We start from the raw sequence: 26,916 nt of genomic DNA, 5'->3' as shown, positions 1-26,916 counted from the left end.
CTCGACGCCATCAAGGGCTACGCCTTCCACGACGACGCCCAGGTGGCCCGCCTGCTGGTGCAGCGCCGCGAGGGCGCGCGCGAGCGGATCGTGGTCGCGGTGAGCCGCCTGGGCGACGGCGGGCCGGCGTGGCGGCGCTAGGGGGTCCATCGGCCCGGGCGCCAGGCCTCGGACACGAAACGGCCGCGCCCGAGGGGTCGGGCGCGGCCGTTGTGTCGCGGAACGGGGACTATCCGGTCAGCGGTATTGCTGCAGTCTCGTGGTGCGCAGGCCGGCCAGGCCGTGGCGGTCGATCGACCGCTGCCAGGCCAGGAACTCCTCCGCCGTCAGCCGATAGCGCTCCAGCGCCTCGTCCAGGGTGAGCAGGCCGCCGCGGACGGCGGCCACCACCTCGGCCTTGCGCCGGATCACCCAGCGCCCGGTGTCCGGGGGCGGCAGGTCGCCGATCGTCAACGGCGCGCCGGTGGGCCCGATGACATAGGGCTCACCGCGGCTGTTCCTGCGCGTCTGCTGTTGCTGTTGCAGCATGGCTTTACGCCTTTCCGACCATCACTCTCAGGCAGGACCATACGCTGCAGGCCATAACAGCCGCTTAATTGCGATAGTAAAAAAATACCTAACCATGCTCCCCTCGTGTACGAATTTGATACAGCCGAATATTTTATAGGACGTTAAACAAGGTTAACCTTGAGTGTTACCTGATAATGTTGATTAGTTCGTCCAACATCTGATCTGCGGTGGTGATGATCTTGGATGATGCCGAATAGGCCTTCTGGGTTGTGATCAGGCCGGTAAATTCCGACGACAGGTCGACGGTGGAGGCCTCCAGGCTGGAGGGCGAGATCTTCCCCGCGCCGCCGTCGCCCGGGACCTTCAGCACGTACTGCCCGCTTGAGTTGGTGGGGCGGTAGGCGTTGCCGCTGACCGTGCCCAGTCCGTCGGGATTGGCGAAGGTCGCCAAGCCCAGCTGGGCGATCTGGCGCACCTGGCTGTTGTCGTAGAGGACCGAGACGATGCCCGTTTCATCGACCTGCACACCCACCACGTTGCCCACCTGGGCGCCGTTGGAGGAGACGGCCGTCACCGTCGAGGCCGACGCGTATTGGGTCAGCTGCGAGAGGTCGAGCTTGATGTCGGAGGCGGCGATGCCGGCGGACGCCGACCAGGCCGGCGCGGTCCCGCCGGAGGCGGCCAGCTTGATCTCGGGCGGCGAAGGCGCGGCCGGGGGCGTGGTGGCCGGGCCGAACAGGGTGGACTTGCTCAGGTCGATGGAGCCGTCCTGCTTGAAGTACACCTTGCCCTGCATGAGTTCGCCGTTGGCCTGGGTCACGTCGCTGGCGGGCACCACATAGACTTCGGCGTTCCACTCATTGGCGGGAACTACCGCCGGCGGGCCGCCGGTGGCGGCCGGCTTCGAAAAGGCCATGACGATCTTGCGCGTGCCGCCCTGCGAATCGATCGCGCCCAGCTCGATGGTGAAGTCGGGCTTGGTGCCGGTCGCCACGCCGTTGGCGTAGGCTGACATATGGGTGTTGGCGGTGCCCGGGAGGTAGCTGGCGGCGCCGGTGGACGGCAGCTGGTCGGCGTTCAGGTTGGCGCTGATCGCCGCATCGGTGGTCGAGGCCACCACCGCGCCCTGGTTCTTGACGTTGATCGCCGTCATCGTGCCGACGTCCGACGGACTGGTGGTGAAGGTTCCGGCGGCGTTCGGAGGTCCCCAGCCCAGCAGGTAGAGGCCTGCGGCGTTTTTCATGTAGCCGTCGGCGTCGACGCTGAACGAGCCCGCCCGGGTGAACATCCGGCTGTCCGCCGCGGTAAGGCCCGCGCCCTTGCCGCCCACCACGAAGAACCCGTCGCCGGAGATGGCCAGGTCGGTGGAGGAGGTGGCGCTCTGGATCAGGCCCTGCTGGCCGACGTATTGCCGCGCCACGCCCTGCACGCCGCCGGCGCTGTAGCGCCCGGTGAGCGCCTGCGACGTCACCACGTTGGCGAAGCTCACTTGATTGCGCTTGTAGCCGACGGTGTTGACGTTGGCGATGTTGTCGGAAATCGCCGCGAGCGCGGAGGAATTCGCCACCAGACCCGAAACACCGGCGAGCATTGCACTGTTGATGCTCATGGGATGTTGCCTTTTGTTTTCTCTTTAAAGGGCGCGTTCTGCGTGGAGGCCGCCGTCAGGCGGCCGCGGCGGCCCGCGTTTGGCCGTCCGAAGTGTTGTCAGCGGCGGCGGGCGCCATGCTGATGGTGTTGATGGTCTCCCACGGGACCTTGCCGCCGTTGATGGTCAGCATGGTCTTGCCGTCGACCTGTTCGACCGCGGTCACCAGCCCTTCGACGAAGACCGAGCCGCCGATCGCCTGGCCGGAGGCGTCGGTGGCTGCGATCCTGAGGGTATAGGTTCCGTCCGGCAGCTTTTGGCCGGAGGCGTCCTTGCCGTTCCAGCTGTAGGCGGCGTCGCCGGCCTTTGCGTTGGTCACGGCCTCGGCGTGGACTATCCGGCCCTTCGAATCGAGCACCTCGATGTTCACGTTGGCCGCGTCGGAATCGAGATTGTAGATCCAGTCGGCCTTGCCGTTCTTCAGAGCCGTGTCGGTGGTGGCCGCGCTGACATCCTTGCCGATCAGGCCGACGGCGGTCTGGACGCCGGAGCCGGTGTTGCTCACCAGCTTCTGCAGCAGGTCATTGGAGAGCAGCTGCTGCTCCACCCCGGTCATCTGCACGATCTGCTGGGTGAACTGGTTGGCGTCCATCGGCGCCAGCGGGTCCTGGTTCTTGAGCTGCGTGGTCAGCAGCGTCAGGAAGGTGTCGAAGTTGTCCGCCAGGCGCGTCTTGCCGGCGGCGGTTGCATCGGTGGATGTGGCTGCGGCTGCGGCGGCCGTCGCGTCGATAGCCATGCTGCTGGTCCTCAGATCTTGATATCGACGCCGGCGAGCAGCCGGCGGCGAAGGTTGAGCCCGCCCGAGGGTCCAGTGTCCGCTTCCGCGGAGGCGTCGAGGGCGGCCTGGAAGGCCCGGCCGCGCCAAGCGGAGCCGGCGTTGTCGTTCTGGTCGCGCGGGGCGCCGCGGCCGGACTGGCCGGGATCGCCCGCCACGTCGAAGGAAAGGCCGCCGGAAACGTCGAACCCCGCCTGCTCGAGCGCCCGGGCGAGCTCTCCGGAGCGGCTCCTCAGCTCCTGCGCGGCCTGGGGATTGTCGAAGGCCATGGCCGCGCTCATCCGGCCGTGCGCGCCGATCTCCAGGCGCACGTCCACCCGGCCGAGACCTGCAGGGTCGAGCTCGACGTCGAAGCGGGTGGAGCGGCCGTCCAGCTTCTTGAGGATCTGGGCGGCGAGGTTGGCCACGGTCTCCGGCGCGCCGCGCAGGGCGACGGCGGGCGCCGCCATTGCGGGGGCGGAGGTCAAGGGCGCGGCCGGAGCCTGGCCGGGCGGCTGCGAGCGTGGTTGCGAGCCGTCGCCGGCGGCGGATTGCGGGTCTGCCGCTTCAGGCGTGTCGCCCGTACCGGCCCGGGCCGCGACTGCGGCCGCGGCGAAGCCCGTCGCGGTCGAGGGTCCGGTCCCGGCCTGCACCGCGTGAGCGAGGCCAGGCGGGGCGGTCTTCGACGTCGTGTCGAGGCCCGGATTGACGAACAGGCCGGCGTTGCGGCGTGGGCCGTCGTTGCGCCCGCCGCGGGCGTCGGCCTTGAGGGCCGGGGCGTTCGGGTCGAGGGTCGGAGGCGTTTGGGCGGCAAGCGTCGCCTGCGAAGAACTGAGAGGAGTCGGCGCAATGGGCGCCGGCGGCTCGGGGACCTGGGCGGTGGAAGCCGGAGGCGGCTGCAGGGCGGCGAGGTCGACCGCCTCCGGCGCCGCAGGAGCCGTAGCCTGCGTTGGCGGAGGGAGGGTTGCGCCCGTGGCGTCCGGGGCCGTTCCGGCGATCTTGCCCAGGCCCATGAAGGAAAGGTCGAGCTTTGCGCCCGCCGCGGCAGGCAGCCCTGAGACCCCGTCGGCGCCGACGGGCGGCGCCGACGCATCGGCGGTGATCTGGGGGGGCTGGCCCGGCGTCGCCGGCGGCGGGATGGCGACCAGAAAGGCGGCCATCAGGGATTGCGCCTGGGCGGAGGCGGAGGCGGATTGGGGATCGGCGGCGGCCTGGTCGCTGTCGTCGGACGTCGTCGCGTCGGCGGCCAGCGGGTCCTTGGCGCCGGCGGCGAACAGCCCCGCGCCTTGCGCGTCCACAGGCCCGAACAGCGTGGCCAGCATGGCTTCGAAGGCGGACGCGGGGCCCACGGACGCGCCGGCGCTCATGGGGCTCATGGCGACGGCGGCGTTGCTGGCGGCGGGCGGGACTGACGCGATCATACGAAAGGATGCTCGGGAAGGCGGTGGCAGGCGCCTGCTGCGCCGCGTGACTTCGGCTCCTCTTGCAGCAACCTTTGCGCCAGCCGCGTGAAATTCCGCTAACTGTCGAAATAAAAAAGGGAATGCGGCCTCCGCCTCGTGATCGCGCCAGCTCGTCCGCGGCGGAATTTGCCGGGTTGGAGGCCAGTGATGGGTCGTCCCTGCCGCGTCGGACCGGTTGAGTCGCCGGCCTCTGCGCGCAACTGGCGCCGGTCTTGCGCCTATTTCAGCGGGGGTTTCGACTCCTCAGGAGATCTGCGTTGAAAATGCTGCGTTTTTTCTGGCGCCTCGCGCGCGTGTTCACCACGACACCGGCAGAATGCGCCGGGTGGTGCGTCACGCCTTGCCGGGTTGGGAGCTAGCCGATGTCGCTTTCCATCGCGATGAACACCGCCGCGTCGGGCCTGCTCGCCGCCCAGACGGGTCTGCGGACCGTCTCGGACAACATCGCCAACGTCAACACCCCCGGCTATGTGCGCAAGACGCTCGACCAATCGCAGCTGGCGGTCAGCGGCGTCGGCATGGGCGTCAAGATCGATGGCGTGAAGCGGGTCACCGACCAGTACCTGCAACTCGCCAGCCTGACCGCCGCTTCCGACTCCAGCCGCTGGAACGTGGTCTCCCAGTATCTGGACAACGCCCAGAGCCTGTTCGGCGACCCCTCGAGCGACAGCTCCTTCTTCAACCGCCTGGACACTGTCTGGTCCGGTTTCGCCGCCGCGGCGGACGACCCGTCCTCCAGCCTCGCGCGCACGCAGGCGATCTTCAACACCCAGGATTTCTTCGACGAGGCCACGCGGATCAACGGCCAGGTCAAGGACCTGGGCAGCAACCTCGACACCAAGGTGATGGCCGACGTCAGCCAGGCCAATGACCTGCTGGACCAGATCAACAAGCTGAACGCCGACATCAGCCGCGCGACCCTCACCAGCGCCGACGCCTCGGGCTCGCAGAACATCCAGAGCGGGCTGATCGACGAGCTGTCGAATCTGATGAACGTGCGGGTGACCAACCGCAACGACGGCGGGGTGACGATCCGCTCTGCGGAAGGAATCATGCTGGCCGGCGACGGCGCGGCCAAGCTGACCTACAACCGCACCGACTCCACGAAGGGCTACATCTCGGCGATTCCGGCCGACGGCGTGGGCGCGGCCCAGCCGATCCAGGTCACCACCGGCGAGATCCGCGGGCTCCTGGACGTGCGCGACACCGAGCTGCCGAAGCTGTCGGATCAACTGGGTGAGTTCGTCTCCCGGGCGGCGGAGCAGGTCAACGCCGCCCACAACGACTCCGCCTCGGTGCCTGCGCCCGCTTCGCTGACCGGCAAGGATACCGGCCTGGCGCTAAACCAGACGTTCAACAACTTCACCGGCCAGGCTACGGTGGCGATCGTCAATGCGTCGGGGGTCATTCAGCGGAAGGTGGCCATCGACTTCACCGCCGGCACGCTCACCATCGACGCCGGTGGGCCTGCCAGCTTCCTGCCGGCCTCCAACCTGCCGGCGGCGCTGAACAGCGCGCTGGGAACCTACGGCACGGCCAGCTTCGTCAACGGCGCGCTCAGCCTCACCGCCACCGGCGGAAACGGGGTGGCCATCGACGAGGGCACGTCGGACAAGGCCGGCCGCGGCTTCTCCCACTTTTTCGGCCTGAACGACCTAGTGAAGTCGCCAGGCTACAGCCCTTATGAGACCGGCCTGAAGACGGGCGACTTCAACGGGTTCACGCCTGGCGACAAGATCACCTTCAGGCTCGCCCAGCCGGATGGCAAGCCGATCGTCGACGTGGCCGTGGCCGTCCCCGCCGCCGGCTCGCCGTACATGAGCGACCTCCTGACTTCGCTGAACAGCACCACCGCCGGCGTGGGCCTCTACGGCCAGTTCGCGCTGGACGCCAAGGGCGCGCTGCAGTTCACGCCGTCCGCGCCCACCAACGCGACCCTGTCGGTGGTCACGGACGACACCAAGCGCATCGGTGGCGGACCTTCGATAAGCCAGCTCTTCGGCCTCGGCGTCATCGAGCGCTCCGCCCGCGCTACGGGGTTCGCCGTCGATCCGGCCATCTCGGCCGATCCCACCAAGCTCGCCCTGGCCCAGCTCGACCTCACCGTGGCTGCAACCCAGCCCGCGCTGCGGCCTGGCGACGGCCGCGGCGCGCTGGCGATCTCCGTGGCCGGGGACGCGACCACCGGCTTCCAGGCCGCCGGCTCCCTGGGGGCTGTCAGCATGACCGTCTCCCGCTATGCCGCCGAGTTCGGCGGGGCCATCGGACGCGCGGCCGCCTCGGCCGAGACCCGCAAGACCAGCGCCGATTCGGTGCAGACCGAGGCTACCGCCCGCCGTCAGTCGGTCGAGGGGGTCAACCTCGACGAGGAGATGGTCCGTATGACCACCTATCAACAGGCTTTCAACGCTTCGGCCCGCATGATCCAGGCGGCCAAGGACATGTACGACGTCCTCCTGGCGATGATCTGAAGGGGAGGATGACATGAACCGCATCTCCACCAGCGGCAACTACGCCGCCGTCCTGGCCAACCTGATGGCGGCCCAGCAGCGGCAGATCGAAGCCGGGCAGCAGGTCTCGAGCCAGAAGAAGGGCGATGACCTGAAGAGCTACGCCAGGAACTCCGAGATGCTGACCGCCATGCACTCGGTCCAGGCGCGAAACCAGGGCTATCTGGACCAGAACACCCTGATCGCCGACCGGCTCACCACGCAGGACGCGGCGCTGGGCCAGGTGGCCGATGCGGCGTCCGGCGCCCGCCAGGCGATCGCCGATGCGCTGGCCAGCGGCCGGGTCGACACGCTTGTCGAGGACATGCAGGCCCAGCTGCGCAACGCGGCGGAGGGCATGAACGCCCGCTACGGCGGCAAGTACCTGTTCGCCGGCGGCCAGATCGACACCCAGCCGGTGACCGCCACCTCGCTCAGCGACCTGACGGCGCCGGCGACGACGATCGCCAGCTTTTTCAAGAACGACAACTATGTCACCCAGGCCAAGCTCGACGACGCCACCACGGTGAACACCGGGGTGCTGGCCAGCGATGTCGGGACGGGAATCATGACCGCTTTCAAGGCCTTTCAAGCCTACCAGGACGCAAACGGACCGTTCACCGGCGCCCTGACCGACGCCCAGCGCACCTTCCTCGAAGGCCAGATCTCCGGCTGGGACCAGGCGCAGCAGAACGTGACCAACATCGCCGGTCGCAACGGACTGGTGCAGCGGCGGGTGGACGCGGTGAAGAGTGACCTCGACGCCCGTCAGACCACCATGCACACCATGATCGGCGGCATCACCGACGTGGACATGGCCACGGCGGTCAGCAACCTGCAGTCGGCGGGGATCGCCGTACAGGCCGCGGCGCAAGTGTTCACCGCCCTGCAGCAGAGTTCGCTGTTGAACCTGCTGAAGTAGCTCAGCCGACGCGGAAGCGCCGCCCAGGCGCGCTCGCAATGCCGGGGGCGAGGCGTTACATAGGCGGCCATGAACGCGCCCCTGATCCTCGGCGACCGGACGCTGGAGGCCGCGCACGCCGCGGTGGGCCTGCCTGTGGGCACCCGCGTGGTGGCGGCGATGTCCGGCGGGGTCGACTCCACGGTGACCGCGGCGCTGCTGGCGCGGGCCGGCTACGACGTGGTGGGCGTGACCCTGCAGCTCTACGACCACGGGGTCGCCGTACAGAAGAAGGGCACCTGCTGCGCCGGCCAGGACATCCGCGACGCGCGGGCCGCGGCGGAAGCCCTCGGCATCCCGCATTACGTCCTCGACTACGAAAGCCGGTTCCGCGACCAGGTGATGGAGGACTTCGCCGACGCCTACCTCCGGGGCGAGACGCCGGTGCCGTGCATCCGCTGCAACCAGACGGTCAAGTTCCGCGACCTGCTGGACGTGGCCCGCGAGCTGGGGGCGGCGGCGATGGCCACGGGGCATTATGTGCGCCGCGCTGAGGGGCCGCAGCTCCTGAGGGCGGCCGACCCCGCCCGGGACCAGAGCTACTTCCTGTTCGCCACGACGCGGGAGCAGCTGGACTACCTGCGGTTCCCGCTGGGGGGGCTGGAGAAGCCGGAGGTGCGGCGGGTCGCGGCGGCCCTGGGACTGGCGGCGGCGGAGAAGCCGGACAGCCAGGACATCTGCTTCGTGCCGGAAGGCCGCTACACCACGGTGATCGACCGGCTGCGGCCGCAGGGCGCGGTCCCGGGGGACATCGTCCACCTGGACGGCCGGGTGCTGGGCCGCCACGAGGGGGTGACCCGCTATACCGTCGGCCAGCGGCGGGGGCTGAACGTGGCGGTGGGCGAGCCGCTGTTCGTGGTCAGGATCGACGCCGAGGCCCGGCAGGTGGTGGTGGGCCCGCGCGAGGCGCTGCTGACCCGCGCCCTGACCCTGAAGGAGGTCAACTGGCTGGGCGATGATGTCGGGGAACAAGGGCAAGGCTTTTCGCGGCCGGTGCTGGCCAAGGTGCGCTCGACGCGGGATGCGGTGACCGGACGCCTCGACTGGACGGCGGACGGCGTGGTCTCCGTGGCCCTGGACCAGCCGGAAGAGGGCGTGGCTCGCGGCCAGGCCTGTGTGCTCTATGCGCCCGAGCAGCCGGACCGGGTGCTGGGCGGCGGCTTCATCGCCGGGACGACGGCGGCATGAGCGATCCCGTCGTCATCGCCGGCTATGCGCGCACCCCGATGGGCGGCTTCCAGGGAACGCTGGCGGCGCTGAAGGCCACCGAGCTGGGGGCGGCGGCGGTGCGCGCGGCGGTCGAGCGGTCGGGCGCGGCGCCGGACGCCGTCGAGCAGATCATCATGGGCTGCGTGCTGCCGGCCGGCCTGGGCCAGGCGCCGGCCCGGCAGGCGGGCCTGGGGGCCGGGCTTTCCAACGGCGTGCAGGCTGTCACCGTCAACAAGATGTGCGGCTCGGGGATGCAGGCGGCGATCCTGGCGCACGACGCGCTGGCCGCCGGCGGCGTCGAGCTGATCGTGGCCGGCGGCATGGAGAGCATGACCAACGCGCCATACCTGCTGGCCAAGCACCGGGCCGGCGCGCGGATCGGCCACGACACCACCTGGGACTCCATGTACCTGGACGGGCTGGAGGACGCCTACGAGCCCGGCCGGCTGATGGGCTCCTTCGCCGAGGACACCGCGCGCGCCTACCAGTTCACCCGCGAGGCGATGGACGCCTTCGCGGTGGAAAGCCTGGCCCGCGCCCGCCGGGCCGCGGAGAGCGGCGCCTTCGCGGCCGAGATCGTCCCGGTGACCGTGGCCACCCGCAAAGGGAGCGAGACGGTGGACGCCGACGAGCAGCCGCGGAAGGCCGACCCCGCCAGGATCCCGACGCTGAAGCCGGCGTTCGCCAAGGACGGGACGATCACCGCGGCCAACTCCAGCTCGATCAGCGACGGGGCGGCGGCGCTGGTGCTGACGCGGGAGTCCGTCGCCCGGCGGCTGGGCATGAAGGTGGTCGCCCGCGTCGTCGCCCATGCGGCCCACGCCCACGAGCCGGCCCTGTTCACCACCGCCCCCGTGCCGGCGGTGCGGAAGCTGCTGGCCAAGGCCGGCTGGCGGGTGGAGGACATCGACCTGTTCGAGATCAACGAGGCCTTCGCCGCCGTGGCGATGATCGCCCAGCAGGAGCTGGGGATCGACCGGGTGAAGCTCAACGTCAACGGCGGCGCCTGCGCGCTCGGCCACCCCATTGGGGCGTCGGGGGCGCGGATCCTGGCGACGCTGGTCGCGGCCCTGCAGGCACGCGGCGGCGGGCGCGGCGTGGCCGCGCTGTGCATCGGCGGCGGCGAGGCGACGGCGATGGCGGTGGAGGTCTGACCCTACTTCCTGGTCGCGGCCGCCATGTCGAGCAGGTTCATCTTCATGCCGCCGGGGAGCACCATGTCGCCGCCCTTCATGCCGGCGGGGCAGGGCCCCTTCCAGGCGGCCTCGACGACGGACCTGTGCTCGCCGTTCATCTGCGGCGTGGCGGCGCCGGTGGTGGTGGAGACCATCTCCACCTTGTAGGCGCTGGAGAAGTCGCCGGTGGCCTTGCCCCTGGTGACGGTGTGGCCGGACGCGCCCATGTCGCAGGACGAGGCGAAGGTCACCGAGCCGTCCAGGCCGCGGGTGAAGGCGCTCTTCGAGCACATGTCCCGGGCCGCCTGCTGGCCCCACCAGCCCATCTTGTCCTCCAGCGCCTGGTCGACGCAGAGCCGGGTGGACTGCTTCATCTGGGCCATGGAGATGGTCTGCTCCCACAGGCCGGGCTTACGCCTGGGCGCAACGAAAGGCGCGGCGGCGGCGGTGGTCGAGGCGGGGGCCTGGGCGACCGGGGACCCGGCGGAGGGGGCGGCGGCCGGGGCCGGCGCCTCGGCGGGCTTCTTGTGGCAGCCGGCCATGGCGGCCAGGGCCGCGGCGGTGATGAGCAGGCCTGCGCGCCGGATCATGAGTCGTCCCTTTCCGGTTGATCCTGGAATCTAGACGGGATCAAACCCCGGTGCGAGACCGTTGAGGCCGGCATGAACGACTTGCGCAACGACACCGGACGCCAGCGTTACGAGCGCGACGAGCAGGGGCTTACCTCCTGGGCCGACTACCGGCTGCAGGGCGAGCGGCTGTATATCGACCATGTGGAGAGCCCGCCGCCCTTGCGCGGCTCCGGCGCCGCGGGGCGGCTGATGGCCGCGGTGGCCGAGGACGCCCGGGCGCGGGGGCTGAAGATCACCCCGATCTGCGGTTACGCGGCGGCGTGGCTGCGGCGCAACGCGGCGGACCTGGCAGGATAGGGCGTCTTTGGACGTTCGCGGTGGGTGGCCTGCGGGAAGGCAAGCGCGCCGTCTCAGACGCGCTTGGTGATGGCTTCGAGAGTCTGGACGCGGGCTTCACAGTCCTCGACCAGCCGGCGAGCGATGTCGCGGACGCCCGGGGGATAGGCTTCGCCGCCGTCGGCGATCTCGGAGGCCATACCCTCGACGGCGATCAGCGCGCTTTGCAGCGCCATGATGTGTTCGCGCGCGAGGCTGCGGGCTTCGTTCTGCAGACGCTTGATGCGGTCCGACAGAGCCTCAGTGCGGCCCTCGGTCTTCGCGGCGGCGTTGTTGTTGGCGACGATGGCAAGCGATGGTGACATGGATATCCCCAGGCATACGTCTTTCGAACTGCCGCCCGCAGCCCCCTATGGGCCACCTACAGCGACGTTCGTTCCGGCTACTCATACTCTCAAACCGGCACAGAGTTCCGTGGACGCTTCACAAACCGGGCCAGCGACGCCGATTTCCCACACGACCCGGCCCATAGGCCCAATTTTTGACAAATCGTTAACTGCCGCAATTGCTTGCCGCGTTAAGTTTAAGCAGTCGAACGCCCCGTCCGAAGCCTGATTCGGCCGAACCTATAGTTAAGCGCGCGCCCGAATTCGGCAACGGCGAGGACATCTTATGGCAAGTGGTTGACCAAGCGTCGCTGCGCCAGGGGCCGCGCGAAAATAAATCGCCGTGCGGCTTGACGGTTGCGCGCGCCGGTAGGCGCCGGCGCCTGATTCGCGTGCACGGGGAGGAATTCCCGTGCCGGGATCTGCGGCGGCGGTGGTGAAAACATCGGCTCACGGACAATGCCTGACGGCCGCGGCCGCGGACGTCAGAGAGGGTTGAAGTCGGATTGATCCGCCTGCGCTCGCCCCGGCGACAGCCGGGTGAGCGGGTCTTGAGCCGGCCAGCCCGGGTGGGCGGTGAACGGGTCGCGGGCTGCGGGCGGGCCGGTGGCGGCGCCCGCGAAAAGCTCCGCGTCGTTGGCGGGGTCGGCGGGGGGCAGGCCGAGGCCGGCGCGGATGCGGGAGATGCACGCCTCCACCGGCCCGGCCAGGAATTGCTCGAACAGGGCGTCCTCGTCGAGGCGTTCCTCCAGCTCGTCCAGCAGCCGCTCGGCTTCGTCGCTTTCGCGTTCGTCGCAGAAGGCGCGGGCGACGACGGCGCGGACCTGGTCCTTGCGCCGCTCGACGGCCCGTTCGGTCAGCACCCGGTCCTCGCGCATCCCCTGCCGGCGCTCGGCGGCAAGGCGGGATTCCAGGGCCAGGGTGAGCCGCACCGAGCGCGAGACGCGATGGAAGGCCAGCGCCAGCGCCTGGGCCGCCTCCTCGCCCTCGGCGGCCTCGGCCCGGGCCGCCAGCCGGCGCGCGAACGTCAGCCCGAGCTCGGCGAGCTCCGCCAGGACGCGGCCATGCCGCTCAGCCATCTCCGGGTTGGAGGTCATGAACAAAAGGAGAACATAGAAAGGGCTTGTTGTCAAGTTTCTGGAGGGCGGGGCGGCGACGTTCCTCACGCTGGGCATCCTCGGACAAGCCCGAGGATGCCCAGCGTGAAATAGGCGGCCGCCATATGCGGTTGTCACGGCGTGCAAGCGGTGGTCGCATTCGCCGGGGCGGACAAGGGAGGACGGCGGCGATGGTCTCGAAACCCGTGCTGATCGCGGAGGGCGTGGCCTTCGCCGAGGGGCCCGTCTGGTGCGACGACGGGACCCTGGTGGTCACCTCGGTGGCGGAAGGGGCGCTCTACCGGATCTGGCCGGAGACCGGGCGGCGCGAGAAGATCGCCGACACCGGGGGCGGGGCCAACAGCGCCTGGCCGGCCGACGACGGCGGCTTCCTGGTCACCCAGAACGGCGGCCTCGACTTCGCGGGCCTCATGGGGGCGGGCGCCGCCGCGCGCTCGGCGCCGCTGCCGCCGGTCCGCTGGACGACGGCCGGGCTGCAGCGCGTCGCCTCCGACGGCGCGGTCTCCTATGTGCTGCGCGCCATGCAGGCCCCCAACGACCTGGCGGTGGCGGCGGACGGGACAGTCTACTTCACCGACCCGCCCGGCAACCCGGCGGTCCCCGGCCTGGACGGCAAGGTCCGGGCGCTGCGCCCCGACGGGCGGCTGGAGCTGGTGGCCGACGGCTTTGCGTACTGCAACGGGATCGCCCTGGAGCCGGACGGCGGCGTGGTGGTGGTGGAGGGCAACGGGCTGATGCGGTTGCATCCGGGCGGGCGCAAGGAATGGATCGTCGAGCGGATGAGCGAGAAGCACGCCGTCGACGGCTTCTGCCTGGACGCCGAGGGCCGTTTCTACATGGCCTCGAGCTACGACAACGGCCTGCGCATCGTCGAGGGGACGCGGATCGTGGAGTTCCTGCCGCTGCCGGGGGAGGGGCTGTCCACCAACTGCTGCTTCGGCGGGGCGGACGGGCGGAGCCTGTTCATGACCAACGGGCTGCCGGGAACGGTGTGGATGTGGACGGACATGCCGGTGGCGGGGCTGGGGCTGACGAAGTGGAAGGCGGGGAAGGGGTAGACGGCCCTGACGTCCGGCAGATGCTCCCCCACAGGGGGAGCTGTCAGCGAAGCTGACTGAGGGGGTTGAAGCCCCCGGCGCCGCGGCTGGAACTCCCCTCCACCGCTTCGCGGTCCCCCTCCCCCTGTGGGGGAGGATCTGGGTGACCCGGCCGCCGAACTTCGTTCGCCACCCACGGGCCGCAGACGCGCCGATCCTCGGAACCGTGCGGCCGAGACGGCTTGGCAATTCCCCGGTTATTGCTACGGTGAAACATTCGCCAACGCGCGAAATAATGGGAGGCGTCCATGCGTCCTGGCGGTGCGGCCATCGGTCTCTGCTGGCTTTGCCTTGCGCCCGGTCTCGCCCAGGCCGCGCCGGCGCAACCCCACGCCTATGTGGTCCGGTACATGGGGGACGTCGGCTGCGAGGACTGGCTCAACCTGCCGGACCGGACGGATTTCCCCCGGGACGCGGTGCTGAACTGGGTGCTGGGCTACCTGAGCCGGGCCGCCGTCGCGCGGGGCGTCGACCTGCTGGCGCCCGCCGACCAGGCGGCGATCACCGACTGGATGAACGGCTATTGCGCCGGCCACCTGCGCGGCACGGTGCTCTCCGGCGCCAGCAGCCTGGAGCGGGAGATGGCCGACGGGCGCGGGCCGAGGTCGGCGGGTTGGCCGTAGGGGGGTGGGTCAGGCGCGTGGGGGCGGCATCGGACTGCGCTGAATCTCAGGCCTGCGCGAGGCCTGTCCGGCCCCTTCTCCCCAGAGGGGGGAAGGGTGAGGGATGGGGGGGGCGACGTTGGCCGGAAGGATCACGGCGCCGCTCCCTTCTCCCGCAAGGGGAGAAGGGAGCGTGCCTTCAATCTCCTGATGCTGGGACGCCTGCGGTTTCGGGCGTCTCAAGGTCGAGTTGCGCTCGCCGCGGCGCGGCCGGCCGGTTCTTGACACGCCCGAAGCCGCCGGCGGGGATCTGCCATAGGATTTAAGGGGTGGAGGCATCCGGGGGATGCCTGGGCGGAAGCAACTGTTCAGCTTGTCCTGACGTTTCCAGGCTGCTGATCCTAAAGGCCGCGTTCGCCCTTCAAAGTCCGAAGGTCATCAAGGAATTTCTCGCGCATTCCGGTGGTGTAGATGCGGGCGATCTTTCCCTCATTCTGGCGCACGACGATCTTCCGAAGGTCCGACGCTCGCGACTTCCACGTTAGACCGTCCGTCACGAAGAGAAGCGTCGTATCGCGGCGCATCGCTTCGATAATGGCGTCGAGATCGCCGATGACATCGGTCATCTTCGAGCCGGTCGCCCCGTAGCCCTTCACCTCCATGAGGCTGCGCGCCCGGCGCTCCAGCCAAGGCAACCCAAACAGCCACCGTCTCGCCGTGCGAACGACGTGCGCGCAGACGCACGTGCAGCTGCACAGGGGGCAGGAACGAAGCGCCCCTACCGCTTCCCCTTCCTGAACCGCTCCGCCGCCTCGGCCCGCGCCTCCCGCCGCACCCGCTTCGGCGCGTCCGTGTCCACCGCCTCGCCGACGGCCGTCATCACGTCGTTGGCGAACTCCAGGTCCAGCAGCTTCAGGCGCTTGACCTCGTCCCTGAGGCGGGCGGCTTCCTCGAACTCCAGGTTGGCGGCTGCGGCGCGCATGCGGTTTTCCAGGTCGCGCAGCGCAGCCTTGAAGTTGTCGCCCAGGAACGGCTTGGCGCCGTCCTCCGCGACGCCGGCCGGGATGGTGACGCGGTCCTTTTCGTAGGGGGAGGCGAGGATCTCCTTGATGCGGGACTTGACGCTCTCCGGCGTGATGCCGTGCTCGAGGTTGTAGATCTCCTGCTTCTCCCGGCGCCGTTTGGTCTCGGCCATGGCGCGCTCCATCGAGCCGGTGACGTTGTCGGCGTAGAGGATCACCCGGCCGTCGACGTTGCGGGCGGCGCGGCCGATGGTCTGGATCAGGCTGGTCTCCGATCTGAGGAAGCCCTCCTTGTCGGCGTCGAGGATGGCCACCAGGCCGCACTCGGGGATGTCCAGGCCTTCCCGCAGGAGGTTGATGCCGACCAGCACGTCGAAGGCTCCCAGCCGCAGGTCGCGGATGATCTCGATGCGCTCCATCGTGTCGACGTCGGAGTGCAGGTAGCGCACGCGCAGGCCCTGCTCGTGCATGTACTCCGTCAGGTCCTCGGCCATCTTCTTGGTCAGCACGGTGACCAGGGCGCGGTAGCCGGCCCCGGCGGTCTGGCGGCACATGTCGATGACGTCGTCGACCTGGGAGAAGCCGTCCCCATTTGGCTTTTGGGAGACCGGGCGGACCTCCACCGGCGGGTCGATCAGGCCGGTGGGGCGGATGATCTGCTCGGCGAAGACGCCGCCCGTGCGGTCCATCTCCCAGGGGCCCGGGGTGGCCGAGACGTGGACGGTGGCCGGGCGCATGGCCTCCCACTCCTCGAACTTCAGCGGGCGGTTGTCCATGGCCGAGGGCAGGCGGAAGCCGTACTCGGCCAGGGTGAACTTGCGCCGGTAGTCGCCGCGGTACATGGCGCCGATCTGCGGCACGGTCTGGTGGCTCTCGTCGACGAACAGCAGGGCGTTGTCGGGGATGTATTCAAAGAAGGTAGGGGGCGGCTCGCCGGCCCGGCGGCCGGTGAGGTAGCGGGAGTAATTCTCGATGCCGGCGCAGGAGCCGGTGGCGTCGATCATCTCCAGGTCAAAGGTGGTGCGCTGCTCCAGGCGCTGGGCCTCCAGCAGCTTGCCCTCCTTGATCAGCCAGTCGAGGCGCTCCTTGAGCTCGGCCTTGATGGAGGTGATGGCCTGGCGCAGCGTCGGGCGCGGCGTGACGTAGTGGGAGTTGGCGTAGATCTTGATCCCCTTGAGGTCGGCGGTCTTGCGGCCGGTCAGGGGGTCGAACTCGGCGATGGTCTCGATCTCGTCGCCGAACAGCGAGATGCGCCAGGCGCGGTCCTCGTAGTGGGCGGGGAAGATCTCCAGGGTGTCGCCCCGGCGGCGGAAGGTCCCGCGCTCGAAGGCGGCGTCGTTGCGCTTGTATTGCTGGGCCACCAGGTCGGCCATCAGCTTCTTCTCGTCGAGGCGCTGGCCGGGCTCCAGGGTGAAGGTCATGGCCGTGTAGGTCTCGACCGAGCCGATGCCGTAGATGCAGGAGACGGAGGCCACCACGATGACGTCGTCGCGCTCGAGGATCGCCCGGGTGGCCGAGTGGCGCATGCGGTCGATCTGCTCGTTGATGGACGAGTCTTTTTCTATGTAGGTGTCGGTGCGGGGTACGTAGGCCTCGGGCTGGTAGTAGTCGTAGTAGGAGACGAAGAACTCGACCGCGTTGTCCGGGAAGAAGCTCCTGAACTCGGAATAGAGCTGGGCGGCGAGGGTCTTGTTGGGGGCCAGGATCAGCGCCGGGCGCTGGGTGGCCTCGATGACCTTGGCCATGGTGAAGGTCTTGCCGGAGCCGGTGACGCCCAGCAGCACCTGGTCGTGCTCCGAGCCCTCCAGGCCCGCGACCAGCTCGGCGATGGCGGCGGGCTGGTCGCCGGCCGGCTGGTAGTCGGAGACCAGCGCGAAGGGGCGCCCGCCCTCGGACTTGGCCGGCCGCGCGGGGCGGTGCGGCGTCCACAGCGTGGGCCGGGCGTTCTCGTCATAGTCGAACGTCGCCGACATGTCGGCGACGCCGGGCGGCGCGGGGGAACGAGGCATGAACGGGAAGGTAGAGCCGCGCGGGCGGGAAGGCTAGGGGGGCGGGCCCTGACTTACTTGTCGGCGTGGCCCACGACTGCGCCGGCCGCGCCGCCGACGGCCGCGCCGACGGGGCCGGCGACCACGGCGCCGGCCACCGCGCCGGTGGCGGCCTTCTGCTCGATGTTGTGGCCGCAGGCGGCCAGGGACAGGGCGGCGGTCAGCAGGGTCAAGATCTTGCGCATGACGGGGGTCTCCAGGGAAAGCTTCGCCCATTCAACGGGAGCTTGCGGCGGAGGTTCCCGCAGTAACGTGATGCAGCATCGCGGTGACGCTTTTTGCTGCAGTGCAAAAGAAACTTGCCAGAGCTGCGCTTTCGAGTCATAAGCGGCGCACTTCTTGCAGCCTGTCCTTCGCCGTGTATGGGACAGGCCCGCCTAGACCGCCGCCAGCAAGCGCAGGGGCCGTCAAGGCGACGCCGTATGGGGCGACGTTGACGGGGGGCGGCTTCGCCCTCGACGCACAGGACACGCTCATCTTGTCTTTTTCCGAACAGCTCGGCGCGACGCGCCATGAGCTGAAAATCGCCGCCGTCGCGGGCGGGGGGCTGGCGCTGGGCGCCGCCGCCGCCGCGGTGGTGCTGCTGGCCGCCGCCCCGGCGCCTGAGTCCGCCCCGACCACGGCCCAGACCACGGCCCAGACCACGGTCCAGACCACGGTCCAGACCACGGCGCGGGTGGTGCTGCCTGCGCTGCGCGAGGCGCCCGATCCGACGGCTGTCGCCGCCGCGTCGCCGCGCGTCGCCGTCTCCGCCCAGGCGTCGTTGCGCGCGGCGCGCCCCGCGCGGGCGGGCGAGCTCGATTGCCTGACCCAGGCGGTCTATTACGAGGCCCGCGGCGAGCCCGCCTCCGGCCAGGCGGCGGTGGCCCAGGTGGTGATGAACCGCGTGCGCCATCCGGCTTTCCCGAAGACCGTCTGCGAAGTGGTCTACCAGGGCGCCAAGACGCACGGCTGCCAGTTCAGCTTCGCCTGCGACGGCTGGACCGAGACCCCGCACGAGCTCGGCGCCTGGCGCCGCGCCCGCGAGATCGCCGCCCGCGCCCTGGTGGGGGTGGTGGCGCCGCAGGTGGCGGGCGCGACCCACTTCCACACCGCCGGCGTCGCGCCGGGCTGGGGCCCGAACCTGCTGCGGGTGGCGCAGGTGGGGCTGCACGTCTTCTACCGCTTCGGCGCGCCGATGACCGGCGCGTCCAGGCTGCATGCGCCGGAGAGCGTGAACTTCGCGCGGCTGAACACCGCGGACGAGGGCGGCGAGGCGCAGCCGGCCAACCTGCAGCTGGCGGAGGCTTCCGTCGTCCCGACGACCGCGCCCGCGCCCGCACCGGCTCCGGCTGAGCCCAAGCCCGCGCCGAAGGCGGCGTCGGCGGACAGCAAGGGCGTCGACGCGGCGCTGCGCGGGTCATCGACGGGGGATGAGGCGCCCTAGCGGAGGCGGCGTCGGCGTGGTGAAGATGCGCCACCTGAACCGCCGAGGATCGCCGCATTGCCTGAAGCCAAAGCGACCAGCGCGCCGCCCGAGCAGCTCGCGCGCGAGCTGCTGGCCTGCGCCTACGAGGACCTGACGCCGATCCAGAGGAGCGTCATCGACCTGATCGCCAACGAGTCGCCCAGCGGGATCAACCCGCTGCTGGTGACGGACGACCGCAGCTTCGGCCAACGCCTGGCTGATCGGTAGCGGCGGTGGGCGGGTCGTGGGGCTTCATCATCGCCTTTGCGCTGATCCTGGCCGCCTGGACCGGGTGGAACACTCTGGTGAAGGCCAAGGGGCTGAACTTCGACCCCTATCCGTTCATCTTCCTGAACCTGGTGCTTTCCACCGTCGCCGCCCTGCAGGCGCCGGTGATCATGATGAGCCAGAACCGCTCCTCGGCCCGCGACCGCAAGGCGGCGGAGCACGACTATGTGCTGAACCTGCGGGCCGAGCTGGAGATCATGCTGCTGCACGACAAGCTGGACGCCGTGCGCGAGGTGGAGCTGGTGCGGCTGGTGAAGCAGCAGGGGGAGATGCTGAAGCTGCTGCGCGCCCAGCTGCGCGAACTGAAGGCCGAGACCGAGGCGCTGGTGGACGAGGTCAAGCCGGCGGTCAGGCTCGGGCGGCGCGGCGCAAGGCCTGCGGGGGCTGGCCGAAAGCGCGGATGAAGGCCCGGCGCATGCGCTCGGCGTCGCCGAAGCCGGCGGTCTCGGCGACGCGGTCGATGGGCTCGGCGCTGGCCTCGACCCGCAGGCGGGCGGCCTCCAGGCGCAGGCGCTCCACGGCCTTGGCCGGGGTCAGGCCGGTCTCGGCGGCGAAGGCGCGGGCGAAGTGGCGCGGGCTCATGGCGGCGCGGTCGGCCAGGCGCTCGACCCCCAGCGGTTCGTGCAGGCGCTCGCGCATCCAGGCCATCAGGTCGGCGAAGCGGCCGGACTGGCCGCCCAGCTCCACCAGGGCGGAGAACTGCGACTGGCCGCCGGGACGGCGCTGGTGGACCACCAGCTCCTGGGCCGTGCGGCGGGCGACCGCCTCGCCCAGGTCCTCGGCGACCAGCGCCAGCGCCAGGTCGATGCCGGCGGTGATGCCGGCCGAGGTCCACACCGGCCCGTCGCGCACGAAGATCCGGTCGGGCTGCAGGTCGATGCGAGGATAGCGGCGGGCGAAGTCCTGGCTGCGGCCCCAGTGGGTGGTGGCCGCACGCCCGTCCAGCAGCCCCGCCTCGGCCAGCAGGTAGGTTCCCGAGCAGACGCTGGCGACTCGCCTTGCGCGGGCCGCTTCCGCTGAGAGCCAGGCCAGGGTGCGCGGACAGGCCATCGCGCCGGCCGTGCCGTAGCCGCCGGCCGCCATCACGGTGTCGAACGGGCCGTCCGCCAGAGGCTCCGCCGCCCAGGCGACCCCGGAGGAGCTGCGCACCAGCCCGGGCTCGGCGGCCACCAACTGGAGCGCATAGGCGCCCGGGGCGAAGCGGCCGGCGATCTCGAAGGCCGCCACCGGACCGGCGGCGTCGAGCAGCTGGAAGCCCGGGAAGATCAGTAGGCCGATGCGGCGCGGCATGGCGGAAAATGAGGGAAGAACGTCATTTCAGACAGACGCTAGGCCGGGCAAGGTAGGATTGTCAAATCCCGGAGCCCGCCATGACCTTCCGCATCGTCTTTCCGCTCTATCCCGGCGTGACGCAGCTCGACTTCACCGGGCCGCACCAGGCGTTCTCGCGCATGCCCGGCGCGGAGGTCGTCGCGGCCTCGCTGGGCGGACGGGACATCGAGGCCGACGGCCTGGTGTTCACCGGCCTGGCGGACCTGACGAAGGTGGAGGGCTGCGCGCTGCTCTGCGTGCCCGGCGGCTTCGGGACCAGCGAGGCGATGCTGGACGAGGGCTTCATGCGCGAGATCCGTCGGCTGGCGGCGGGGGCGAAGTACCTGAGCTCGGTCTGCACCGGCTCGCTGATCCTGGCGGCGGCGGGCCTGCTCGGCGGCCGGCGGGCGGCCTGCCACTGGGCCTGGCGCGAGCTGCTGGTCCCGTTCGGCGCGATCGCCGACCAGCGCCGGGTGGTGCGCGACGGGAACATCTTCACCGGCGGCGGGGTGACCGCAGGGATCGACCTGGCGCTGACGGTTATCGCGGAGGTCGCCGGCGAGGCGGCCGCCCAGGCGGTGCAGCTCGGCATCGAATATGCGCCGGCCCCGCCGTTCGACGCCGGCCGGCCGGAGACCGCGCCGCCGGCGGTGCTGGCCGCGGTACGGGCGCGGCTGGACGCGGCGCTCACCCTGCGGGCTGGAGCGGCGGAGATGGCGGCCGCGCGGATTGCAGCGACAGCTTCCTGATTTCGCTTGCGTCGGATCTGCACCTCGCGAAATCAGGAATCCATAGCCGAGCGTCTCAGGCTTCTTCCGGCTCGGAGCTGGGGGCGTCGGCGGCGGTGTCGAAGGTGCGGGGCGCGCGGCGACGGCGGGGCTTGGGCGCTGCGGGCTCGCCGGCCTCGGCCGTGGGCGCGGCGCGGTTCTGCAGGAACGCAGGGGCGTGGCTTTCGCCGCCGTCGGAATCGCGCAGCACCGGCGAGCCGCGGTTCTCGCCGGAAGGCAGCGGCGTGCTCTGCGGCTCGACGACGGCCAGCGGATCGCGCTCGGGGCGCGGCTCGCGCTCGGCGCGGGGCCGGTCGTCGCGGGGACGCTCCTCCCGGGGGCGCTCGTCTCGAGGACGGTCATCGCGGGGGCGGTCGTCCCGCGGCCGGTCTTCGCCGCCGCGCGGCCGGTCGTCGGTGCGGGGCCGATCGTCGCGCCAGCGGTCGCGGCGGCCGGCGCCGCCCTGGCCCTGGCGGTCGTCGCGCGGGCGGTCGTCGCGGAAGCGATCCTCGCGGGGGCGCTCATCCCGCGGGCGGTCGTCCCTCTGGCGATCGTCTCTGGGGCGCTCGTCCCTGGGGCGGTCGTCGCGGCCCTGCCAGCCGCCGCGGTCGCGGGACTCGCCGTCGCCGTCCGAGGACTCGCCGTCATGGGAGCCGCCCTCGCCCTCGGCGGACTGCGACTGGCCGCCGCCCTCGTCCTCGAAGTCGATGTCGTAGCCGGACGCGAACTGGTCGCGGCCGAGGATCTCGCTGGCCGGACGCTGCGGCTGCATGGCGCGCAGCAGGCGGAAATAATGCTCGGCGTGCTGCAGATAGTTCTCGGCCAGCACCCGGTCGCCGGCCGTCTGGGCGTCCCGGGCCAGCTGCTGATACTTCTCGAACACGTGCTGGGCGTTGCCGCGGACCTTGACGTTGTCCGGGCCGTTGGAATCGAAGGCCCGGTTGGCGTTCTGCTGCGGCTTGCCGCCGCTGCCGCCGTTGCCCCCGCCGCCGCCGCGATTGCGGCCGCGCTGGCGCTTCATACCCTTGAAATCTCTCATGCGATGACCGTCCGGCCTCTTCCCCGGCGCGCCGCAGATGGCGGCGGCCTCGTGCCCTGGCTTTGCGTGGGTGACAGGCTGTTGGCCCGGTCTACGTTCGCGAAGGCGTTAAGTCAGTTCCGTCATCCGCCGAAAACCTGTCGTGCGCGTCATTCAGACATCGCACCTGCCGGAGCGGCTGCGCGTTCGGAAGAACGCTTGGGCCTGGAGCACCGACGATTTGGGTGGAGACAGAACCAAGATGTAGCGATTCAGCCGGAGGTTTCCAAGGGCTTTTTCAAACCAGTCACCACGCGGTCGCGCTGGGCGAGGTCGGGCAGGGTGTGGACCCCCTCCGCGCCGGCCTCGCGGAACAGCGCCTCGACGGCGACTTTCTGGTCGTAGCCGATCTCCACGGCGAAGCGGCCGCCGGGTTTCAGCACCCGCAGGATCTCCGGTGCGAGCCGGCGATAGGCGTCCAGGCCGTCGGGGCCGCCGTCGAGCGCCAGGCGTGGCTCATATCGCCGCACCTCCGGCTCCAGGGTCTCGATGACGTCGGTGGCGACATACGGCGGGTTGGCGACCACCAGGTCGAAATTGCCGTCGGCCAGGCCCGTGGTCCAGTCGCCGCGCAGGAACACCGAGCGCGGGGCGAGCCCCAGGCTGGCGGCGTTGTCGCGGGCGACGGCCAGGGCCTCCTCGGAGATGTCGACGCCCAGGCCGCGGGCGGCGGGGCGCTCGGCCAGGACCGAAAGCAGGATGGCGCCGGAGCCCACGCCCAGGTCCAGCACCGTCCAGGGGGCGTGCTGGGGGAAGTCGCGCAGGACGTACTCCACGACGGTCTCGGTGTCGGGGCGCGGGGTCAGCACCTGGTCGTTGACCGCCAGCATCAGCTTCCAGAAGCCCTTGCGCCCGAGGATCTGGCTGACCGGCTCGCGTTGTTCGCGGCGCTGGAGGTAATCGGCGAGGCGCTGTTCCTGATCCGGGGTCAGCGGCCGCTGTGGGTCGGTGACGATATCGACGCGGGTGGCGTCGGCGGCGGCCTCCACCAGCAGCCGGGCGTCGATGACCGGGCCCGCGAGGCCCGCGGCCTCCAGGCGCTGGCGGGCCTGCTTCCAGGCCTGGACCAGGGTCAGGCTCACGCGGACGGCCCCTCACAGGCGTCGCCGATGCGGACAGGCCCGGCCCGGGTGACATGGACATAGACGCCGAAATGCATGTGGCCGTAATTGTCGAACAGAACCCTGGTCATGTCGATGTCGCGCACGGCGGTGTCCGGGTTCACGAAGGTGGCGGCGCAGCGGACGATCGGCTTGAACACCTGGGCGCGGACGGGGCCAAGGGCGATCGCGCGGCCTGTCCAGTCGAGCTCGGCCCAGGCGGGCCATCCCTCCACGATCAGGTTGCCGCGGAATCGGCGCGGGTCCACCGGCCGGCCGATGCGCGCCTCCAGGTCACGGACGCTGGCCAGGTTCAGCACCGAGACGCAGCCCTGCGGGTGGTCCATGAACGGGCGGCCCGCCGCGGCGGAGAGGACGCGCAGGACGCCCGGGTCGTGGCCGGCCAGGAGCTCGGCGAGCCAGGCGGCGAAGGCCGCGCGCCCGGTCTCCTGGTCCAGGGCGCCTGTGAAGGGGGGATGGCCGTCGGCCTCCGCCCGCAGGACCGTGGTCGCCGGGTCGTAGGCGGTGCGGGCCAGGGCCACGTCGGGGATGGCGGCGAGGACGGCGAACTTCTGCTTGGGAATGAAGACCGGATCGGCCGGATCGTAGCCGCAGGGACCGTTCTCCACCGCGTACAGCCGGTCGCAGGGGAAGGCTTCGCCCACGGAAAGTTCGGCGGACTCCAGCGCCTCGGGCGTGAAACCCTTCACGGGGTGCCGGTAGATCGAGGCGAGGCGGCCGGTCATCGGGCGGTGTTGCCGCAAGCCGCAGTCGGCTACAAGCGGAACGCGCGTCGGCGGCGGCGGGTTTTCGCCACCTGTGGCGCGGCGAAGAGGGGTTGGGGGATTTGGCGAAGGCGAAGCCTGGTTCCGCGGCGAAAGGCATGCGAGCGGCGGCGCCCTGGCTTATGGGCGCGGCGCCGCTGGTGGCGCTGGCCGTGGCCGCCGCCTGGCGCAAGCGGCCGCCGAAGCCGGAGCCCGGCCTGAGCCAGCCGGTCCAGGCCGACCGGCCCGAAACCTTCGACGCCGTGGAGCCGGGGCGCGGGCGCCTGGCCCGGGCGCCGCACCAGATCCCGCCCAAGGGCTGGAAGGATGTGATCTGGCGCACTTACCGCGAGGTGTCGCACGACCGGCTGACGGTGGTGGCGGGCAGCGTCACCTTCTACACCCTGCTGGCGATCTTCCCGGCCATCGGGGTGTTCGTCTCACTCTACGGCATCTTCGCCGACGTGACCGAAGTGAACCGGCAACTCGCCTCCCTGGCCGACTTCGTGCCCGGGGAGGCGCTGGGGATCATCGGCGACCAGATGGCCCGGCTGGCGGCCAAGCGGCCGGCCAGCCTGAGCGCGGCCTTCGTCGTCAGCTTGCTGATCTCGCTGTGGAGCGCGAACGCGGCGATGAAGGCGCTCTTCAACGGGCTGAACATCGCCTACGACGAGACGGAGAAGCGCAACTTCTTCACGCTCAGCGCCCTGACCTACGTCTTCACGGCCGGAGCGCTGCTGTTCCTCACCGTGGTGATCTCGGTGCTGGTGGCCGCGCCGATCTATTTCCGCGACCTGGGGTGGAGCGCGTCGGCCAGCCTGTGGATTCCCCTGCGCTGGCTGGGGCTGACGGTGTTCACCACCGGAGCCTTCGCCGTCGTCTACCGCTACGGGCCGTGCCGGGCGCGGGCGCGCTGGCGTTGGGTGACCTGGGGCGGGGTGTTCGCCGCCATGCTGTGGCTGGGCGGGTCGCTGGGCTTTTCCTGGTACGTCAACCACGTGGCCCACTACGACGCCACCTACGGGTCGCTGGGGGCGGTGGTCGGCTTCATGATGTGGATCTGGTCGTCGGTGATGGTGGTGCTGATCGGCGCCGAGCTGAACGCCGAGATCGAGCACCAGACGGCGGTCGACTCCACCACCGGCGCGCCGCTGCCGCTAGGCGCGCGGGGGGCGGCGATGGCCGACAGCGTGGGCCTGGCCTTCAAGATGACCCCGAAGCAGGGCGCGGCGCACCTGTGGGACGTCCTCCGCCGCCAGACGGGGAACCTGTCGCGCCAGGTGCTGCGGCGGCCGCGGCGCGGGGCGGAGGACAAGATCAGGGTGTCTTAGCCAGAGCGCGATCCACACGGATTGGATCGCTCCAACCTCCGCTCATCCCGCGAAGGCCGGGCCCGGATTCAGCCTGGGCGTCTCCTGGGTTTCACCTGGGCCCCGGTCTCCGCCGGGGTGAGCGGGGAACAGGGAAATTCGGTGAAGCTTTCAGGCGGCGAGAGCCGCGAGCGGCTTGCGGAAGATGCCCCACTGGGCCAGGCCGGCAGGGCGACGCAGGTCCAGTCGCTCGAACAGCGGCAAGCGCTCGAAGTCGGTCAGGTTGCAGTGCGGGCTGGTACGCTTCTGGTTCAGGCCGGCGAACTCGAGGAACTGCATCGCCCAATCCATCCGCGGCACGGGCGAGGTCATCATGAGGCGACCGCCGGACGCCAGAAGGTCGAAGGCTTCTTGCAGGATGTCAACGTGCTCGATCACCTCCAGCGCGATCACCACGTCGAACGACGCCGCGCCAAGCCCGAGCGACCGCCACTCGCGGATGTCGCCGACGATGTCCGCTGGCGGCTGGAGGTCGACGCCGACGTAGTTGCGCCAGCCGTTGGCGCGAAGGTGGTCGCCGACCCAACGGGAACCACAACCGATCTCCAGGATGGCGGCGCTCTTCGGTATCGGCTCCAGGAAGTGGCGGATCTTCTTGTGCTGGGCGATATCGCTCAGGAGCGGCATGTTTCCAATAACTCCGTCTGCAGATGCAGTTGGTCTTCTGAACCAGGAGTTGTGAACATCGACCTAACGGAGCGCCCGTCGGCGGCGGGCTCGCCCCGGTCCGCCGCAAGGAAAGACGGTGAACCGTCACCGGATTTCTTACCTCAGAACTCGTCTTCCAGCATCGACAGGCGGGCGGCCTGGTCCTCGGCGATCAGGGGGTCGATGACCTCGTCGAGGGCTTCGCCTTCGAGGATGCGGGGCAGGTTGTAGAGCGTCAGGTTGATGCGGTGGTCGGTCACCCGTCCTTGCGGAAAATTATAGGTGCGGATGCGCTCGCTGCGGTCGCCGCTGCCCACCATGCTCTTGCGTTCGGCGGCCCGCGCCCCGTCCACCCGCTGGCGCTCAATGTCATAAAGCTTGGCCTTGAGCAGCTTCATGGCATGGGCCTTGTTCTTGTGCTGCGACTTTTCGGTCTGCTGCGCCACGGCGATGCCGGTGGGCAGATGGGTGATGCGCACCGCGCTTTCGGTCTTGTTGACATGCTGCCCACCCGCGCCTTGGGCGCGATAAACGTCGATACGCAGGTCCTTGTCGTTGATCTGGATGTCCACGTCTTCGGCCTCCGGCAGCACCGCCACCGTGGCGGCGCTGGTATGGATGCGCCCCTGGGTTTCCGTGGCGGGCACCCGCTGCACCCGGTGCACCCCGCTTTCGAATTTGAGCTTGGCAAACGCACCCCTGCCCTCGACCTCCAACACCGCTTCCTTGATGCCGCCGAGTTCACTCTCGGTC

At 70.2% G+C, this 26,916-nt stretch carries 29 protein-coding genes; 13 read left to right on the top strand and 16 right to left on the bottom strand.

Features of this window, described 5'->3' with window-relative positions:
- Nucleotides 1-141 (top strand): RusA family crossover junction endodeoxyribonuclease (locus VGL30_RS15115; protein ID WP_331540842.1); only part of this gene is annotated, 141 nt, incomplete at its 5' end.
- A gap of 96 nt (nt 142-237) precedes the next feature.
- Here the strand turns inward: VGL30_RS15115 and VGL30_RS15110 are convergent.
- From VGL30_RS15110 to VGL30_RS15095, 4 genes are all read right to left on the bottom strand, one after another.
- A complete protein-coding gene (locus VGL30_RS15110) occupies nt 238-528 on the bottom strand; it encodes a DUF1153 domain-containing protein (RefSeq protein ID WP_331540841.1) in 291 nt (96 codons plus the stop codon).
- Between the two features lie 166 nt (nt 529-694).
- Nucleotides 695-2,119 (bottom strand): flagellar hook protein FlgE, encoded by a 1,425-nt coding sequence (locus VGL30_RS15105; protein ID WP_331540840.1) that lies wholly within the window; start codon nt 2,117-2,119, stop codon nt 695-697.
- A 55-nt stretch (nt 2,120-2,174) separates the two neighbouring features.
- Complete coding sequence (locus VGL30_RS15100; RefSeq protein ID WP_331540839.1) at nt 2,175-2,894, bottom strand: flagellar hook assembly protein FlgD; 720 nt, start codon at nt 2,892-2,894, stop codon at nt 2,175-2,177.
- An 11-nt stretch (nt 2,895-2,905) separates the two neighbouring features.
- Nucleotides 2,906-4,333 carry a flagellar hook-length control protein FliK gene (locus VGL30_RS15095; protein WP_331540838.1) on the bottom strand — a complete coding sequence of 476 codons (1,428 nt, stop codon included), beginning with the start codon at nt 4,331-4,333 and terminating at the stop codon, nt 2,906-2,908.
- A gap of 404 nt (nt 4,334-4,737) precedes the next feature.
- Here VGL30_RS15095 and flgK point away from each other — a divergent pair, with 404 nt between their 5' ends.
- The 4 genes from flgK (at nt 4,738) to VGL30_RS15075 (ending at nt 10,188) form a co-directional block, all read left to right on the top strand.
- Complete coding sequence (gene flgK / locus VGL30_RS15090) at nt 4,738-6,846, top strand: flagellar hook-associated protein FlgK (RefSeq protein WP_331540837.1); 2,109 nt, start codon at nt 4,738-4,740, stop codon at nt 6,844-6,846.
- A 13-nt stretch (nt 6,847-6,859) separates the two neighbouring features.
- Complete coding sequence (locus tag VGL30_RS15085; protein ID WP_331540836.1) at nt 6,860-7,786, top strand: flagellin; 927 nt, start codon at nt 6,860-6,862, stop codon at nt 7,784-7,786.
- A 69-nt stretch (nt 7,787-7,855) separates the two neighbouring features.
- Nucleotides 7,856-9,013 (top strand): tRNA 2-thiouridine(34) synthase MnmA, encoded by a 1,158-nt coding sequence (gene mnmA, locus VGL30_RS15080; RefSeq protein WP_331540835.1) that lies wholly within the window; start codon nt 7,856-7,858, stop codon nt 9,011-9,013.
- Complete coding sequence (locus VGL30_RS15075) at nt 9,010-10,188, top strand: acetyl-CoA C-acyltransferase (protein WP_331540834.1); 1,179 nt, start codon at nt 9,010-9,012, stop codon at nt 10,186-10,188. Before mnmA ends, VGL30_RS15075 begins: the two co-directional genes overlap by 4 nt.
- A gap of 2 nt (nt 10,189-10,190) precedes the next feature.
- Here the strand turns inward: VGL30_RS15075 and VGL30_RS15070 are convergent, their stop codons facing one another.
- Nucleotides 10,191-10,799 carry a DUF3617 domain-containing protein gene (locus tag VGL30_RS15070; protein WP_331540833.1) on the bottom strand — a complete coding sequence of 203 codons (609 nt, stop codon included), beginning with the start codon at nt 10,797-10,799 and terminating at the stop codon, nt 10,191-10,193.
- Between the two features lie 72 nt (nt 10,800-10,871).
- On the opposite strand from VGL30_RS15070, the gene VGL30_RS15065 reads away from it, so the two are divergent.
- Nucleotides 10,872-11,138, top strand: a complete 267-nt coding sequence (locus tag VGL30_RS15065; protein ID WP_331540832.1) for a GNAT family N-acetyltransferase — start codon at nt 10,872-10,874, stop codon at nt 11,136-11,138.
- A gap of 53 nt (nt 11,139-11,191) precedes the next feature.
- On the opposite strand, the gene VGL30_RS15060 is transcribed toward VGL30_RS15065, so the two are convergent.
- Together VGL30_RS15060 and VGL30_RS15055 are read right to left on the bottom strand one after the other, a co-directional pair.
- The gene (locus tag VGL30_RS15060; RefSeq protein WP_331540831.1) at nt 11,192-11,482 is read right to left on the bottom strand and encodes a hypothetical protein; all 291 of its coding nucleotides are present in this window, start codon (nt 11,480-11,482) and stop codon (nt 11,192-11,194) included.
- Between the two features lie 506 nt (nt 11,483-11,988).
- Nucleotides 11,989-12,600 carry a hypothetical protein gene (locus tag VGL30_RS15055; protein ID WP_331540830.1) on the bottom strand — a complete coding sequence of 204 codons (612 nt, stop codon included), beginning with the start codon at nt 12,598-12,600 and terminating at the stop codon, nt 11,989-11,991.
- Between the two features lie 191 nt (nt 12,601-12,791).
- Between VGL30_RS15055 and VGL30_RS15050 the strand changes: the two genes are divergently transcribed.
- Nucleotides 12,792-13,679 carry an SMP-30/gluconolactonase/LRE family protein gene (locus VGL30_RS15050; RefSeq protein WP_331540829.1) on the top strand — a complete coding sequence of 296 codons (888 nt, stop codon included), beginning with the start codon at nt 12,792-12,794 and terminating at the stop codon, nt 13,677-13,679.
- 287 nt (nt 13,680-13,966) lie between these two features.
- The gene (locus VGL30_RS15045) at nt 13,967-14,341 is read left to right on the top strand and encodes a hypothetical protein (RefSeq protein WP_331540828.1); all 375 of its coding nucleotides are present in this window, start codon (nt 13,967-13,969) and stop codon (nt 14,339-14,341) included.
- 380 nt (nt 14,342-14,721) lie between these two features.
- On the opposite strand, the gene VGL30_RS15040 is transcribed toward VGL30_RS15045, so the two are convergent.
- From VGL30_RS15040 to VGL30_RS15030, 3 genes are all read right to left on the bottom strand, one after another.
- Nucleotides 14,722-14,982, bottom strand: coding sequence for a DpnII family type II restriction endonuclease (locus tag VGL30_RS15040; RefSeq protein ID WP_331540827.1), 261 nt, complete (start codon nt 14,980-14,982; stop codon nt 14,722-14,724).
- A gap of 116 nt (nt 14,983-15,098) precedes the next feature.
- Nucleotides 15,099-17,351, bottom strand: coding sequence for an excinuclease ABC subunit UvrB (gene uvrB, locus VGL30_RS15035; protein WP_331540826.1), 2,253 nt, complete (start codon nt 17,349-17,351; stop codon nt 15,099-15,101).
- 53 nt (nt 17,352-17,404) lie between these two features.
- The gene (locus VGL30_RS15030) at nt 17,405-17,575 is read right to left on the bottom strand and encodes a hypothetical protein (protein ID WP_331540825.1); all 171 of its coding nucleotides are present in this window, start codon (nt 17,573-17,575) and stop codon (nt 17,405-17,407) included.
- Nucleotides 17,576-17,868: 293 nt separating this feature from the next.
- On the opposite strand from VGL30_RS15030, the gene VGL30_RS15025 reads away from it, so the two are divergent.
- Genes VGL30_RS15025 through VGL30_RS15015 form a run of 3 tightly spaced genes read left to right on the top strand, consistent with a single transcriptional unit; the run spans nt 17,869 to nt 19,529 of the window.
- Complete coding sequence (locus VGL30_RS15025; protein WP_331540824.1) at nt 17,869-18,816, top strand: cell wall hydrolase; 948 nt, start codon at nt 17,869-17,871, stop codon at nt 18,814-18,816.
- A 57-nt stretch (nt 18,817-18,873) separates the two neighbouring features.
- Nucleotides 18,874-19,065 (top strand): hypothetical protein, encoded by a 192-nt coding sequence (locus VGL30_RS15020; protein WP_331540823.1) that lies wholly within the window; start codon nt 18,874-18,876, stop codon nt 19,063-19,065.
- Nucleotides 19,066-19,070: 5 nt separating this feature from the next.
- Nucleotides 19,071-19,529 (top strand): DUF1003 domain-containing protein, encoded by a 459-nt coding sequence (locus VGL30_RS15015; RefSeq protein ID WP_331540822.1) that lies wholly within the window; start codon nt 19,071-19,073, stop codon nt 19,527-19,529.
- Here VGL30_RS15015 and VGL30_RS15010 read toward each other — a convergent pair.
- A complete protein-coding gene (locus VGL30_RS15010; protein WP_331540821.1) occupies nt 19,474-20,415 on the bottom strand; it encodes a GlxA family transcriptional regulator in 942 nt (313 codons plus the stop codon). The two genes, VGL30_RS15015 and VGL30_RS15010, sit on opposite strands and share 56 nt — an antisense overlap.
- A gap of 80 nt (nt 20,416-20,495) precedes the next feature.
- Here VGL30_RS15010 and VGL30_RS15005 point away from each other — a divergent pair, with 80 nt between their 5' ends.
- The gene (locus tag VGL30_RS15005; protein ID WP_331540820.1) at nt 20,496-21,185 is read left to right on the top strand and encodes a DJ-1/PfpI family protein; all 690 of its coding nucleotides are present in this window, start codon (nt 20,496-20,498) and stop codon (nt 21,183-21,185) included.
- 55 nt (nt 21,186-21,240) lie between these two features.
- Here VGL30_RS15005 and VGL30_RS15000 read toward each other — a convergent pair whose 3' ends face one another.
- From VGL30_RS15000 to VGL30_RS14990, 3 genes are all read right to left on the bottom strand, one after another.
- Nucleotides 21,241-22,242 (bottom strand): DUF4167 domain-containing protein, encoded by a 1,002-nt coding sequence (locus VGL30_RS15000; RefSeq protein ID WP_331540819.1) that lies wholly within the window; start codon nt 22,240-22,242, stop codon nt 21,241-21,243.
- A 251-nt stretch (nt 22,243-22,493) separates the two neighbouring features.
- On the bottom strand, nt 22,494-23,363 hold the full coding sequence (gene prmC, locus VGL30_RS14995) for a peptide chain release factor N(5)-glutamine methyltransferase (RefSeq protein WP_331540818.1): 870 nt from the start codon (nt 23,361-23,363) through the stop codon (nt 22,494-22,496).
- Entirely contained in the window at nt 23,360-24,127 is a 768-nt protein-coding gene (locus tag VGL30_RS14990) for an MOSC domain-containing protein (RefSeq protein ID WP_331540816.1), read from the bottom strand. The genes prmC and VGL30_RS14990 overlap by 4 nt, the downstream gene beginning before the upstream one ends.
- 137 nt (nt 24,128-24,264) lie before the next feature.
- Here VGL30_RS14990 and VGL30_RS14985 point away from each other — a divergent pair, with 137 nt between their 5' ends.
- Nucleotides 24,265-25,476 (top strand): YihY/virulence factor BrkB family protein, encoded by a 1,212-nt coding sequence (locus VGL30_RS14985; protein WP_331540815.1) that lies wholly within the window; start codon nt 24,265-24,267, stop codon nt 25,474-25,476.
- A gap of 150 nt (nt 25,477-25,626) precedes the next feature.
- On the opposite strand, the gene VGL30_RS14980 is transcribed toward VGL30_RS14985, so the two are convergent.
- Both VGL30_RS14980 and VGL30_RS14975 read right to left on the bottom strand, forming a co-directional pair.
- Complete coding sequence (locus tag VGL30_RS14980; protein WP_331540814.1) at nt 25,627-26,142, bottom strand: class I SAM-dependent methyltransferase; 516 nt, start codon at nt 26,140-26,142, stop codon at nt 25,627-25,629.
- Nucleotides 26,143-26,285: 143 nt separating this feature from the next.
- Nucleotides 26,286-26,916 (bottom strand): peptide chain release factor 1 (locus tag VGL30_RS14975; RefSeq protein WP_331540813.1); only part of this gene is annotated, 631 nt, incomplete at its 5' end.

The sequence above is a fragment of the Phenylobacterium sp. genome (assembly GCF_036502675.1).
Classification (GTDB): Bacteria; Pseudomonadota; Alphaproteobacteria; order Caulobacterales; family Caulobacteraceae; genus Phenylobacterium.
The sequence above is the reverse complement of the archived record's forward strand: the minus strand, read 5'-3'. Positions and strand labels throughout refer to the sequence as shown.